A 15,203-nucleotide genomic window follows, 5' to 3' on the forward strand; every position below is an offset into this window, starting at 1 on the left:
ACATTTGTACGCATTCGTGCTACACCAAGAAATTCCTTCTAATAATGAAACTAACGAGCCTTATACTCCTGCTTGCATTTATGCAGGTTAGCGCATCGGTCTTTTCGCAAAAAATAACTTACAAACAAAACGACGTTACACTAAAACGGCTTTTTAGTGAAATTAACCGGCAAACCGGGTATAATGTATTCTGGTCGCCTAAAGGGCCTCAAAAGAACTATACACTGAGTGTTGACTTTAAAAGTACCTCTCTTGAAGAGGTCTTGAACATAGCCCTTAAAACTTTCCGGCTCTCTTATATTATTGATGGTAAATCCATCATCATTAAAGAGGTCACTGTAACAAAACCCACTGTTACACCGGCTCTAATTATAGCCGATGTAACTATTACTGGATCTGTTAAGGATAGCAAGGGTGTGCCCCTGCCGGGTGTGAGTGTTGCTGTTGTGGGTAACTCCAAGCTGGGAACGGTAACGGATGTTAACGGTAAATTTATTTTAGATGTGAAAGACAATGCTATAATTAAATTAACTTTTGTAGGCTTTAAATCACAAACACTAACAGTAACACCCCAAACCAAAACATTTAATATTACACTGGAAGAAGACGTGCAAACTGCAGATGAAGTGGTTGTAACAGCCTACAACAGAAAACAGACACGTGAAGCCATAGTGGGATCTGTTACTACGGTAAAACCCGCCAATTTAAAAATACCGGCAAGTAACCTTACCAATGCGTTGGCGGGACAGGTTGCAGGTGTTATTGCCTACACGCCAAGCGGACAACCAGGACAGGATAACGCGCAATTCTTTATCAGGGGGGTAACTACATTTGGTTACAGGCAAAGCCCTTTAATATTGATTGATAACGTGGAGTTAACCGCAAATGACCTGGCGCGTTTAAATGTAGATGATATAGAAAGCTTTTCGATATTAAAAGACGCGAGTGCTACCGCTTTATATGGAGCCCGGGGAGGTAACGGTGTTATCCTGGTTAAAACAAAAGAAGGTAAGGTCGGCAAAGCACAAATTAATGTGAGGGTCGAAAACGCCAGATCTCAATCTGTAAAAAGTATTGAGCTTGCCGATCCTATAACTTACATGAAACTTTATAATGAGGCTACCATTACCCGTAATCCATTGGCCGAACGTCCTTTTACAGCTAATAAAATAGCCAATACAGAAGCTGCTATGAGGGGCGATCCGGGAAGCAATTCTTATGTTTACCCTGCTGTAGACTGGCTTGGTTTGTTATTTAAGAATCATACCAATACCCAGCGCGCAGACATGAGCATACAAGGCGGCGGCGGAGCTGCGCGCTATTATGTTGCCGGTTCATACAGCAATGATAACGGTATCTTAAGAACGGACATCAGGAATAATAATAACAACAACGTTAAGTTTACCAATTATCAGCTGCGTTCAAATATAAATATCAATGTAAGTGATAAAACAGAGCTTGTTGTTCGTCTGTCGGGCACATTTAACCAATATAACGGACCGCAAAGTGCTGATGGAGGCTTTTCAACCGATCTTTATAATGAGGCAACGCATACCAGTCCGGTTCTATTTCCGGCTTATTATGAGCCGGATTCTGCGAATCTGAATGTTAAACATATCCTCTTCGGTAATGTGCCCGGAACAAGTCCCAACACAACACAAACACGTAATCCGTATGCCGATCTGTTACGGGGGCATAAAAACTCCAACGAATCGAGATTGCTTGCCCAATTGGAGCTAAATCAAAATTTAGAATTTGTAACCCAGGGTTTAAATTTTCACGCCATTTTTAGTACAAACCGTTATGCCTACTTTGAATCAAGTATGGCCTATAACCCTTTTTATTATACGGTGGGCAATTATGATAAGGCATCAAATCAGTATACCTTACAATGGATAAATTCCCAGCCCGGACAGGCCCAGGAATATCTTAACTATAACCGCGATACCGGATCTGATAATCTGCAAACGCAGCTTTATCTGCAAGGGGTATTGGAGTACAGTAGAACCTTTGGTACTAACCATTCCATAAGCGGCGCTTTAATTGGCACTCGCCAACAGCAAGTATACTCCAACAACAAAGACCCTGATCTTCAACAATATACATTACAGTATTCATTACCATACCGTAATCAAACGCTTGCCGGCCGGGCCACTTACGCGTTTAAAAGTAAATATTTTCTGGAGTTTAACTTTGGTTATAACGGTTCTGAGCGGTTTTCTGATAACCACAGACTGGGTTTTTTCCCAACTATCGGCGCGTCATGGGTCCTATCCGAGGAGAAATTCTGGGGAGATCTGTATAATGTGTTTGACCGTTTTAAACTGCGCGCCAGTTACGGTTTAGTAGGTAATGACCAGATCAGCAACCGCAGATTCTTCTACTTGTCTGATGTGAATTTGAATGGTGGTGGCGGTGCCTCCTTCGGTACCAATAATAGTTATAGCCATGGCGGTGTTAGTATCAATAACTATGAAAATGATGATGTAACCTGGGAAAAATCTAAACAACTTAACCTGGGTGTAGAATTTACCGTTCTTAAAAACTTCAATGTAACTGCCGAAGTTTACAAAAACAATAAATATGATGTACTGCAAAACCGGAACAACATACCTTCAACCATGGGGTTGGAAGCAGCCATAGCTGCAAACATCGGCAAAGTAGAGTCGAAAGGTATTGATATCCAGATCGATGGTAAACGAAGTATCGGTAAGGATGGTTTTTTATCGGCAAGGGCGAATTTTACTTACACCGCGAACAAGTATGTTCAGTATGAAGAACCGAGTTACAATGAAAAATACCGGCTTTTAACCGGGCAACCGCTCAATCGCAATTTTGGTTATGTAGCCGAACGCCTATTTGTTGATGATGAGGAAGCCCGAAACTCACCAACGCAAATTTTTAGTACAAATGGCTTCCCGCCTCAAGGGGGCGATATTAAATATCGTGACCTTAATGGCGATGGCAAAATAGATGGCGCCGATCAAACATTCCTGGGCGATCCAAGCATCCCTCAAATAGTTTATGGTTTTGGTGTAAGTGGCGGCTGGCGCGGCTTTGATCTTTCGGCATTTTTCCAGGGACAGGCAAAGGTTTCTTTCTTTATTGACCCTGCCCGTACAAGCCCTTTTATTCAAAGTCCTGACAATTATTATAACGGTAATACACAATTATTGAAGGCTTATGCCGATAACCATTGGTCAGAAGATAACCAGAATTTATATGCTTTATACCCTCGATTGGGTATTAACGGCGCTCAAATAGAAAACAACAGGCAAAACAGTACCTGGTGGATGCGCGACGGTAGTTTTCTGAGGCTTAAATCGGCCGAGTTAGGATATACTCTACCGGCTAAAATTGCTAAAAGCTTAGGAGTAAAAAAGACCCGTATATACTTTAATGGTTTAAATCTGCTTACCTGGAGCCCCTTTAAAATGTGGGACCCGGAACTGGGCGGCAGAGGGTTTAACTATCCTATACAAAAGGTATTTAACATAGGTATAAATGTTAACCTGTAATTATTAACTGACAAATAGTTTAAGAATATGAAATCATATTACAAATATTTATTCATGGTAGCCTTGACAATTACCGGTGTATCATGTAAAAAGTACCTTGATGTTGTCCCTGATAATGTTGGCACTATTGATTATGCCTTCAGAAATCGTAACGAGGCCGAAAATTATCTTTTTGGATGTTACAATGCACTGCAAAACTTTGCTAACGTACAATCCAATGTAGGTTTTGTAACCTCGGGCGAAACTCTTTTTCCTAATGATCTTCAGGATAACAATAGTGTTAACACAATAGGTTTTAACCTGATACGCGGAACTCAAAGCGCCCAAAATCCTGCCCTTAATTATTGGGATGGACAGAATAGTGGCCAGGCATTGTTTGTGGCTATCAGAAAATGTAATACCATGCTCGAAAATATTGATAAGCCTATTGATCTGAGCGCGGCCGAAAAGGAAAGATGGATAGCTGAAACAAAATTTTTGAAAGCTTATTATAATTACTACCTCTTTAGGATGTATGGCCCTATACCTATAGTTGACGTAAACCTGCCCATTACCGCCACTACAGAAGAAACAAAAGTAAAAAGAGCACCCGCAGATTCCGTAGTAAATTACATAGTTAAATTGCTGGATCAGGCTATACCTGGCCTGCCTCCGGTTATTCAGAACCAGACGGAGGAATTGGGCCGGATAACAAAAACAATTGCTTTGTGTGTAAAGGCTGAAGTGCTGGCAACTGCAGCAAGTCCCCTATTTAATGGAAACCCCGACCTGGCATCATTAAGGAACAAAGATGGTCAGGCACTTTTTAATGGGACCTATGATGCTACCAAATGGGACAGAGCAGCTATCGCATGTTTTGATGCCATTAAAAGCGCCGAAGCAAACGGGAACAGGCTGCATGTGCAAAGCGATCTTACAGCAAACATTCCCGCAAGCCTTACCGATTCATTAAAGAAGGTATTAAACCTGCAAACTACCATTACCGATAAATGGGAAACAAATCCGGAACTAATATGGGCCTTAAACGGACATTTTGGATTTGGGAATCAGGAATATTTTATGCCAAGGTTAACCGCCGGAGCTGCAGGTAATTTAATAGCCCAGGGAACAATTGCAGCTCCAATAAGCCAGCAGGAATTGTTTTATACTAATAACGGAGTACCCATTAATGAAGATAAAACATGGGATTATACTAATCGATATGCTAAACAAACCGGCGACGATGCCAATAGATTTTATATCCACAACGGTTACGAAACTGTAAAGGCGCATTTTAACCGTGAACCCAGATTTTATGCCGATTTAGCCTTTGATGGTGGCGTATGGTATGGTAATGGAGTTTTAGGAGATGGTGAAAACGCCTTATATGTAGCAGGTAAAGGTCCGTCATCATTTGCGGGGCCTAAAGATAACATACGGCTAAATGTAACTGGTTACTGGCCCAAAAAACTCGTTAACTATTTAACAGTTTATGATAAAACCATGACTTGGGAAGATTTTCACCTGCCGGTAATAAGACTCGCGGGCATGTACTTATTGTATGCCGAAATCTTAAATGAGCAGGGAAAATCATCTGCAGAAGCTATACCCTACATTGATAAGGTTAGAACCAGGGCCGGTTTACCAGGTGTTGTTGAAGCGTGGACAAACTATTCGAAAACCCCAACCAAGTTTACAACAAAGGATGGTTTACGTCAAATAATACACCAGGAACGACGGATTGAACTGGCTTTTGAAGCACAAGCCGGATGGGATCTGCGCCGCTGGAAGGAATTACAAGATGTAATGACCAGACCACTGCAAGGGTGGAACGTTTTTGAAGAATCATTTGTGAATTATTATCGTGCGCGCACCATTGTAACGCCAGTTTTCAATAACAGGAACTACATATGGCCAATAAGGGCTGATAACCTGATAATTAATAATAATCTTGTTCAAAATCCAAACTGGTAACTGTATAACTAAAGGATTTTAAGAAATAATTGAAAAATTATGAAAAATATAAATAAATATTCATTGCAGCTCTTTCTGGGTTTGTTATTGATAGGTATAATTTCCTGCAAACGGAATGATGGTTTTAGTACAAGCCCGATCTCGACAGATAAAACCAAACCCGGGGTAGTTACCAATATTAAAGTGGATAATTTTAATGGGGGCTCATACATCACATATACGCTTCCCAGTTCAGATAATCTGCTGTATGTATTAGCCAAATATAGCATAAGAGATAAGGTTGCCAGAGAAACCAAATCATCATACTATAAAGATACTGTGGAAGTGAACGGTTTTGCTGAATCAAAGGATTACCAGGTTACCCTGTACGCGGTTAGCAAGGCCGAAGTAATGTCCGATCCGGTTACCGTTACCGTACGCCCTAAAACTCCTGTTTATCAATTGGTGAGGCCGAGCGCGGCTATATCGGCCGATTTTGGTGGTGTTAATGTAAAAGCATTGAATCCCCTGAAAAGAGATATTGGTGTAATTGTTACCGCTTTTAATGATGTAACAAAGTCAATGGAAGTAGAGGAGCAGCATTTTACTAAAGGTGATACCATTGATTTTTCTATAAGGGGCTTTAAATCAACTTCAAGGGATTTTGGAGTGTATATAACCGATGAATGGGGAAATATTTCAGATACTTTGAAAAAGAATTTGACTCCCTTATATGAAGAGTTACTGGATAAAAGCCAATTTGCAACCTATACTCTGCCAAGTGATGATGAGCTTTATGAGGGCGGAGGCTGGACAGTAAACAAATTATGGGATGGTAGCACAGATGACCCGGGATGGCATACCAATTCAAATTCAACGCCTCCTTTTACATGTACTTTTAGTGTGGGTAAAACTTATAAATTAAGTCGCTTTAAAATGTGGGGGCGCAAAGGTTTTGAATACGGGCATGGTAATCCACGTGATTTTAGTATTTGGGGATCTAATAAAACGTTACCCGCCGACGCTGCATTACCAATTACTGCTCCTGAAGGAACAGTTATAGGCGACTGGACAAATCTGGGTAATTATCACTGGCCGACACCGCCGTCAGGTTTGCCGCCAACAGCTATTAACCAAAGCGATAAAGATTTCTTTAATCAGGGCGCAGAGTTCAATATCCCATTTAATGCACCTTCGGTTAAATACTTACGTATCTCTATAGCAAAAACATGGTCGGGTGGTACCCTTGCACATATAATTGAAGTATCATTTTATGGTAAACCGGAATAATGCTCCGGTTTATAAAAACAGGAATGAATTAATTACTTATTAAAATAAGAACATGAAAAATCTTCTATATATGCTGTTTGGCTGTATGTTATTAATCACAATGTACGGTTGTAATAAAACACAAACAGACTTTAAAAATTTGCTGGGCAATCAGGAAGTTATTTATACCGGTGCGGTAAAGGCAGTAGTTACTCAGCCCGGCAATCTGCGGATAGGCCTTAAATGGAAATCAAGCTCAGATCCGAGTATAGTTAAATATGTAATATACTGGAATAACAAAGCCGACTCTCAAATAGTTAAAATTTCTACTAAAACAGATAGTGTAAGAACCACTATTACAGGGCTCAAGGAGTTTGTTTACACGTTCACCATATACTCTTTTGATGCAAAAGGCAATAAATCAATTCCTTTTGAGGTAAATAATATAAAGGTTTACGGTCCTGTTTATGCCGGCACCTTACTCAACAGGGCCTACAGTGGAGCAAACCCGTATAGAAACAACCCAAACGGATCGGTTACCCTGAATTTTACTACACCGGATACTATCAATATTAAAACGGTGATCAGGTATACCGATAGTTCGAATGCCACAATTGAGAAAACCCTTTTACCCGATAGTAGCTCTATTACGCTGCCCAACTATAAACAGGGTACCAAAATTCAATACCAGTCATATTATATTCCGGAACGCGCCGCTATCGATACGTTTGTGGTGAATAGGTTTGATGATTTTCCGGATATCGTGCTGCAGTATGTGCAATGCAATAAGTCGCTATTCAAATCCATATCGCTGCCAAATGATGTACATGCCGACTTTGGGACAAGTTTTGAAAAACTATGGGATGGCAGTGTAGGTCCTCAATCATACCCTAATATTTTCCACTCCAATGAATCGAAGTTGCCGCATCATTTTACATTTGACCTGGGCGCGGTATATAATTACCTGGCGCGTATTGAGGAAACCGGTCGCGATCAGTCACATAATCCTCTTGATTTTGAAGTATGGGGTATAGCCGACATCAGCAACGCTGCTACAACCTTACCGGGTACAGATCCGGGATGGACGGCTGAAATGAAAGCCAAAGGATGGACACTGCTCAAAGAGTGCGTACGTACCGATGATGGTAAACAAGCCATGAAGTTTGATTTCATCGGTAACCCGCCGCCGGTACGTTACATCCGGATAAGGGTTAAAACCAATACAAGCGGCGAAAACTATAGCAATATCAGTGAGCTCACGCTCTGGAATCTGCAATAAAACATTGATCAAAACATAAGAGGGCCTTTATATATGTAAAGGCCCTCTTATGTTTTGAAAAAGCATCCGCAGTTATATTTTCCACCTTAAACTCAGGCAAAATCACTCATGATTGCAAGTAAAAAAATTGAAATTTTCTTTTAAGAATTTTTACCCTCATATTAGCCACCGCAATCGATAACAAACCAGATATCATAACGTTTTGGATATATGGTTATCAGATCGTAATTGCATACCATAATTAATTCAAAATTTTATGATCCTAATTATCCTAAACATTATTTTTTGTTTATCATTTTTGGTATTTGCCTACCTCAATTTAAATGATGTTGATCCATGGCTTTGGGTGCCGATCTATCTGAGTGCTTCTATTAGCTGCGGACTGGTTGTCTTTGGTAAATATTATCATGCCATATGGCTTCTATTGGTGGCTTTTTATTTAATTTATGCGATAATCCTGTTTTTTGCTAAGGATGGTGTACGTGACTGGATTACAAAATATAAGAAGCCAAGCCTGGTTGAAAGCATGCAGGCCACCAAACCTTACATCGAGCAAACGCGCGAATTTTTTGGTTTATTGATCATTTCAGCTGCATTGCTGATCAATTATTTTGCCACGTGAGTATTTCATGCATATCCGTAATACTTCATTACTCACCTCATGATTTGATTTTTTATGTCTATTTATGATATAACAAAGATGGAAGCCACTATGGCAGGTATTATTAAAGATAATGTTTCGCCCGATACCTGGATGTGGCTTCAACAGTTCAAGAAGCTGCCAAATGATTATTCCGCGCTCAATACAGCGTTTATGATCATTCCGCGAAAAACAGGAAAATCAGCTGTAGACGTAACTATAGATCCATTCAAAAACTGGACTATTGACAGGCTATGCCGGGTATGGTTGCTTTTGCAATGGGACACTACAGATAAGGACAAATATTATCAAACCATTGATAGTTTGTTTTTATCAGCAGAAATGAATGAATCGGTGGCATTATATTCCGCGTTACCTTTTTTGGCTTACCCTGAGATATGGATAAAAAGATGCGCCGAAGGTATCCGAAGTAATATTGGCTCCGTTTTAGAGGCCATTATGTATAACAATCCGTATCCATCGGTATACCTGGATCAGGCAGCCTGGAATCAACTGATATTAAAAGCTTTTTTTACCGAAAAAAGTGTACCGCTAATAATTGGTCTGGATGAAAGGGCTAACAAAGAGCTGGCACAAATACTTAGTGATTATGCCCGGGAACGATGGGCGGCCGGCCGTAAGGTAAACCCTACATTATGGAGATTGGTGGCAGGATTTATTGATAATAAAATTTTTGAAGACATCAAAATTGGTCTTACTCATGATGATATGGCCGAAAAAGAAGCGATAGCGCTGGCTATTTCAGAATCCGGCTTTGAGCCTGCAAAGCAATGGTTAAGTAATATTCCTGAATTAAAGTCGATAGTAAGTGATAAAGCATTAAATTGGGATAAGGTATCTATAAATTAAAAATATAATTATGTGTTGCAGCCATTCGATAGAAAAAGATAAGGAGGAAAGAAAAACTCTTGAAGCATTTGATTTAAGTTCAATAAAAGGGATGAAGTTTTTTGATCCCCATGTTCACATGACCTCCCGTACTACAGATGACTACCAGGCCATGGCCGATGCCGGTGTTGTGGCGCTTATTGAACCTGCGTTTTGGCTGGGTCAGCCACGTACTGGTTTGGATAGCTTTAGAGATTATTATAGCAGCCTCATTGGTTGGGAGAGGTTTCGTTCATCTCAGTTTGGTATAAAGCATTACTGTACAATTGGATTGAATTCACGCGAAGCCAATAACGAACCTTTAGCCGAACAGGTGATGGAGCTTTTACCTTTGTTTGTTTACAAAGATGGCGTGGTTGGTATCGGCGAAATAGGTTTTGATGACAAAACAGTCGCTGAAGAGAAATATTACCGCCTGCAATTGGAGCTGGCCAAAGAAGCCGGTTTGCCCGTGCAAATTCATACTCCGCATCGCGATAAAAAAAGAGGTACCCAACGCAGTATGGATATTGCTTTGGAGCATGGTCTTGATCCATATAAAGTGATTGTTGATCATAACAATGAGGAAACCGTTAAAGAAGTGCTTGACAGGGGTTTTTGGGCTGCTTTTACTATCTATCCATTCACAAAAATGGGTAATGAACGTATGGTTGACATTGCTGCACAATATGGACCCGAGCGTATCATGATCAACTCAGCTGCCGATTGGGGTATCAGTGACCCACTGGCGGTTCCTAAAACTGCCGCATTGATGAAAATTCGCGGCTTGAACGATGCGGACATTGAGTTGATAACTTATCGCAATGCCATAACGGCATTTGCACAAAGCGGCCAGATTGATGAAGCCGATTTCGCGACTCCAAAGAACATCGATCAAACCGAGAAATTTGAGGGCAATACGATTTTACGTGGGGGGCAGCAACCGCGTATTGATAAATCTTCCATTATTATCAGCTAAAGTCATAGTGAAAAAGTTATTCATTTATTTACGAATGATGAGGCCTGCTAATATCGTTACCTCCGTGGCCGATGTATTAGCAGGTATTGCCATTGCCGGTGTGTTTACAGCCGCCGTTACAGGCCATTGGCTTTCCATAATATTATTATGTTGTTCAACAGCTTGTTTATACGGCGGCGGGATAGTTTTTAACGATGTTTTTGATGCCGATTTAGATCGCGTGGAGCGTCCTGAACGTGCTATACCAAGTGGATTAGTTACCTTAACCGAAGCATCGCTATTGGGCGCAATATTGCTTTTAACAGGCGTGATCCTGGCAGCTTTGCATAGCCTAACATCGGGATTATTTGCTTTAGCAATCGCGTTTTTCGCTTTATTGTACAATAAAGCGGGTAAGCATCACTCCTTTTTTGGCCCCTTAAACATGGGAATCTGCCGGGGCTTGAATCTATTACTGGGTATTAGTATAATCCCAGCCATGCTCTATACCCATTATTGGCTTGCCTGCATACCGGTTATTTACATATTTTCTATCACCATGACAAGCCGGGGTGAAGTACATGGCGGCAATCAAAAAAACCTATATATAGCAGCCGGCCTATACGCCATAGTTATAGGTTCCATTCTATATTTTTCCTTTATCAACCAGCAATGGTTATGGTCGCTTATTTTTCTGTTGCCATTTGCATGGATGATATTTAAGCCATTGACTAAGGCTATACAACAACCGATCGGCAAAAATATCGGCGCTGCAGTTAAAGCGGGAGTTATATCATTAATTTTGATGGATGCGGCCTGGGCAGTTACCTTCAGCTCTATTTACCCGGCTTTAGGTATCGCCGCCTTATTGCCGGTATCTATATGGTTGTCCAAAATTTTTGCTGTTACCTGATTTCATTATGCTCAATAATAAACTTCAATACCCATATTATATGGATACGCTACACCAATCATTTACTGTAAAGTTTAGTTATGATGCTTTTTTCACATCAGCACTTTTTGATGTTACCAATAAACTCATCAATGATTTTTTAATTGGTGCCAACCCTTCCGTTTCTGTAAAAAAAATTCTTTTTGTGATTGACGATGGTGTGGCCAATACTCATCCTGCTTTGGTTGGTCAAATAAAAGATTATTTTATTCAGCATAATCAAACGCAGTTAATACAGGATATATTGATTATTCCAGGTGGTGAAACAGTAAAAAACGATACCCGGTATTTGGACCAGGTTTTGGAAGCTATCAATACTCACGGGATAGACCGGCATTCTTTTGTGGCGGCCATAGGCGGAGGCGCTGTATTGGACATGGTTGGCTATGCTGCTACCATTAGCCACCGGGGCGTTAAACATATCCGGATACCTACTACCGTTCTATCGCAGAATGACTCCGGCATAGGCGTTAAAAACGGCGTTAATTATTTTAATAAGAAAAACTTCCTGGGTACATTCTCCCCTCCTCTCGCAGTTTTTAATGACGAATTGTTTTTGAGCTCACTATCAGACCGTGACTGGCGTTCAGGCATAGCAGAAGCCATAAAAGTTGCCCTGATCAAAGACCAAAGCTTTTTTATATGGCTGGAAGAAAACGCTGCCTTATTAGCACAGCGTGACAGGGTTGCTATGAACTATCAGATATGGAAATGCGCCCAATTACACCTGGAACATATCCGCGGTACTGATCCTTTTGAAAGCGGCTCTTCCCGCCCACTTGATTTTGGTCATTGGAGTGCGCACAAGTTAGAATATCTCACCAATTTTGAGATCAGGCATGGTGAGGCTGTTGCCATGGGAATCGCTTTAGATACCGTATACTCGAATTTATCAGGCCGTTTACCAACCGATGAGTCACAAAGGGTATTGAACCTGATCCAAAAACTGGGGTTTGAACTAACACATCCCTTATTGCAGGTTGAACAGGATGATAGCCCTATATTACTGGGTTTACAAGAGTTTCGCGAACATTTAGGCGGGCAATTAACAATCACCCTGCTAATAGCCATAGGCAAAGGCGAAGAGGTTCATGAAATTGATGCGGGAATAGTTAAAAAAGCAGGTGAAATTTTACAGGAGCTCAACCAGCAGGCAACCCACAACCTTTCATCTTCTATCTTATGAAATTAAATTCAGGTCATTTAACTTTCTGTACAAATATTTATGCCGGTGAAAGCTGGGCTGCTCATTTTGCCGTTTTAAAAGAAAGTTTCCCGGTGATTAAAAAAGACCTATCGCCTCATGAATCTATGGGAATAGGCCTCCGCCTTTCAAACCAAGCCAGTATAGAAATATTGCAGGATGATCATCTCCCGGAATTTAAACAATGGTTACAAGCGGTCGGTGGGTACGTTTTCACCATGAATGGCTTTCCTTATGGAGGTTTTCATCACACCCGGGTTAAAGACCAGGTACACGCGCCCGATTGGACTACTGATGAACGCGTTGCTTATACCACCCGGCTCTTTAATATACTGGCGCAATTATTACCAGAGGGGATGGATGGCGGGATTTCAACTTCTCCCTTAAGTTATAAACCCTGGTTTACAACTGCTGAAGAAAGTGAGCATGCTAAAAACGTCGCTACACAAAATATCTTGTCAGTGGCCGAAGCGCTACATCACATACTGGAGTCTACAGGTACTTTGTTACACCTGGATATTGAACCAGAACCGGATGGTTTTCTGGAATCAGGACCGGAATTTATCAGCTGGTTTGAAAACGATCTGCTTACTAAAGGAAAAATCTATTGTTCGGAAAAATTACATATAACCCTGGATGAAGCAGAGGCACTGTTGAAAAAGCACGTTTGTTTATGTTATGATGTTTGCCACTTTGCTATTGGTTATGAGCCGCATACAGCTATAATTGAGCAGCTCAGGGCAAAAGGTATTCAAATTGGCAAAATTCAAATTAGTGCCGCGTTAAAAACTCAGCTTCCGGCATCACCGGCCGAAAGATCAAAAGTACTTGACGAACTTTCGAAATTTGATGAACCTACCTATCTTCATCAGGTTATTGCCAAACGTAATGATGGTTCGCTGATACGTTATCCGGATCTTTCAGAAGCATTAGCAGATGGACAAAATCCGGATGTTACGGAGTGGCGTGCACATTTTCATGTCCCGATCTTTGAGGAAGACATGGGTATAGTCAAATCCACACAAACCGATATTACAGAAGTGCTTTCACTCCAAAAGAACAAACCTTTCACCCACCATCTGGAAGTAGAGACTTATACGTGGGAGGTTTTGCCTTCCTCGTTAAAAATACCCTTAAACGAATCAATTATTAGGGAATTGGCCTGGGTTAAAACAAAATTATCATCATGAATAAAACAGTAGTAATTGATATTGTAGGATTATCATCTTCGGTGATAGGACAACATACGCCATTTCTTCAAAAATATATCGCCCAAAAACAGCTAAGGACTATTGAACCATTGTTACCAGCGGTTACTACCGCGGTACAATCAACCTATTTAACTGGTAAATTTCCATCGGACACAGGCATTGTGGGGAATGGTTGGTATGATCATGCCGACAGCGAGGTAAAATTCTGGAAACAGTCAAACAAACTCGTTCAGGGCGAAAAAATATGGGATAAAGCCAAAAAGGAAGATCCATCCTTCACCTGTGCCAATATGTTCTGGTGGTATAATATGTATTCATCGGCAGATTATTCGGTAACCCCGCGTCCTAATTATTTGGCAGACGGGCGTAAATTACCCGATTGCTACTCGCATCCGGCTGAATTACGTGATCATTTACAAAATAAACTTGGGCAATTCCCTCTATTCCAATTTTGGGGGCCTGGCGCCAATATTAAATCAACCCAATGGATAGCGGACGCAGCCATGGAGAATGAAGAATTGCACAATCCTACGCTTACTTTGATCTATCTCCCTCACCTTGATTATTGCCTTCAGAAATTTGGGCCCGATCTGGCTAAAATTGATAAAGAACTGCAAGAGATTGACGGGGTGGTTGAACAGCTGGTAACCTTTTATCAAAACAAAGGAGCGCGTATTATCCTGCTTTCGGAATATGGTATTGCCCCGGTAGATAACCCTATTCACCTCAATCGCATATTAAGAGAACATGGTCTTTTACAAATCAGAACAGAGTGTGGACTGGAGCTGTTGGATGCCGGTGCATCCAAAGCATTTGCCGTGGCCGATCATCAGATAGCCCACATCTATATCAATGATAAAACGGTAATCGAAAAGGTAAAAGCCTTACTGGAAGGCATACCTGGTGTAGAATTGGTCCTTGATAAAACGGAACAGACTAAACATCATATCAACCATGAACGCTCAGGCGATCTGGTACTGATGGCGGCCGAAAAAAGTTGGTTTACCTACTATTTCTGGGTTGATGATGCCAAGGCGCCCGACTACGCACGAGTGGTTGACATTCACAAAAAACCCGGCTATGATCCGGTAGAGATGTTTATGACCTCCAAACTAAGAGCAGGATACAAACTTTTAAGAAAAAAAGCAGGCCTGAGGTATGTGATGGACGTTATACCACTTGATGCCACCTTAATAAAAGGATCACATGGCCGGATTGGTATTCCTGATGCTTATAAACCTATCATTATTACAGATAATAGTAATGATATCAAAAACATCAATGCGACTGATGTTTTTGATATCATATGGCAGCACCTGCATTAACCAGATATTATTTCTGCTTAATTTAGA

At 40.9% G+C, this 15,203-nt stretch carries 11 protein-coding genes; all 11 read left to right on the forward strand.

Annotated elements, in window-relative coordinates; translation table 11 throughout:
- The first annotated feature begins 44 nt into the window (after positions 1 to 44).
- A complete protein-coding gene (locus tag ACNURT_RS16180) occupies positions 45 to 3,518 on the forward strand; it encodes a SusC/RagA family TonB-linked outer membrane protein (protein ID WP_419698578.1) in 3,474 nt (1,157 codons plus the stop codon).
- 27 nt (positions 3,519 to 3,545) lie between these two features.
- Positions 3,546 to 5,471, forward strand: a complete 1,926-nt coding sequence (locus ACNURT_RS16185; protein WP_419698579.1) for a RagB/SusD family nutrient uptake outer membrane protein — start codon at positions 3,546 to 3,548, stop codon at positions 5,469 to 5,471.
- Between the two features lie 39 nt (positions 5,472 to 5,510).
- Positions 5,511 to 6,740 (forward strand): DUF5000 domain-containing lipoprotein, encoded by a 1,230-nt coding sequence (locus ACNURT_RS16190; RefSeq protein ID WP_419698580.1) that lies wholly within the window; start codon positions 5,511 to 5,513, stop codon positions 6,738 to 6,740.
- A 52-nt stretch (positions 6,741 to 6,792) separates the two neighbouring features.
- The gene (locus ACNURT_RS16195; protein ID WP_419698581.1) at positions 6,793 to 7,998 is read left to right on the forward strand and encodes a DUF4998 domain-containing protein; all 1,206 of its coding nucleotides are present in this window, start codon (positions 6,793 to 6,795) and stop codon (positions 7,996 to 7,998) included.
- Positions 7,999 to 8,254: 256 nt separating this feature from the next.
- Complete coding sequence (locus ACNURT_RS16200) at positions 8,255 to 8,620, forward strand: transmembrane 220 family protein (protein ID WP_419698582.1); 366 nt, start codon at positions 8,255 to 8,257, stop codon at positions 8,618 to 8,620.
- Positions 8,621 to 8,698: 78 nt separating this feature from the next.
- Positions 8,699 to 9,508, forward strand: coding sequence for an EboA domain-containing protein (locus ACNURT_RS16205; RefSeq protein ID WP_419698583.1), 810 nt, complete (start codon positions 8,699 to 8,701; stop codon positions 9,506 to 9,508).
- 91 nt (positions 9,509 to 9,599) lie between these two features.
- Positions 9,600 to 10,505 carry a TatD family hydrolase gene (locus tag ACNURT_RS16210; protein ID WP_419698584.1) on the forward strand — a complete coding sequence of 302 codons (906 nt, stop codon included), beginning with the start codon at positions 9,600 to 9,602 and terminating at the stop codon, positions 10,503 to 10,505.
- 34 nt (positions 10,506 to 10,539) lie between these two features.
- Positions 10,540 to 11,397 carry a UbiA-like protein EboC gene (gene eboC, locus ACNURT_RS16215; RefSeq protein ID WP_419698585.1) on the forward strand — a complete coding sequence of 286 codons (858 nt, stop codon included), beginning with the start codon at positions 10,540 to 10,542 and terminating at the stop codon, positions 11,395 to 11,397.
- A gap of 7 nt (positions 11,398 to 11,404) precedes the next feature.
- On the forward strand, positions 11,405 to 12,622 hold the full coding sequence (locus ACNURT_RS16220) for a 3-dehydroquinate synthase (protein WP_419698586.1): 1,218 nt from the start codon (positions 11,405 to 11,407) through the stop codon (positions 12,620 to 12,622).
- Positions 12,619 to 13,830, forward strand: a complete 1,212-nt coding sequence (eboE, locus tag ACNURT_RS16225; RefSeq protein ID WP_419698587.1) for a metabolite traffic protein EboE — start codon at positions 12,619 to 12,621, stop codon at positions 13,828 to 13,830. Before ACNURT_RS16220 ends, eboE begins: the two co-directional genes overlap by 4 nt.
- Entirely contained in the window at positions 13,827 to 15,176 is a 1,350-nt protein-coding gene (locus ACNURT_RS16230) for an alkaline phosphatase family protein (protein ID WP_419698588.1), read from the forward strand. Before eboE ends, ACNURT_RS16230 begins: the two co-directional genes overlap by 4 nt.
- Positions 15,177 to 15,203 lie beyond the last annotated feature (27 nt).

It is taken from the genome of Mucilaginibacter sp. NFX135, assembly GCF_048565145.1.
In the GTDB taxonomy this organism is placed as follows: domain Bacteria; phylum Bacteroidota; class Bacteroidia; order Sphingobacteriales; family Sphingobacteriaceae; genus Mucilaginibacter.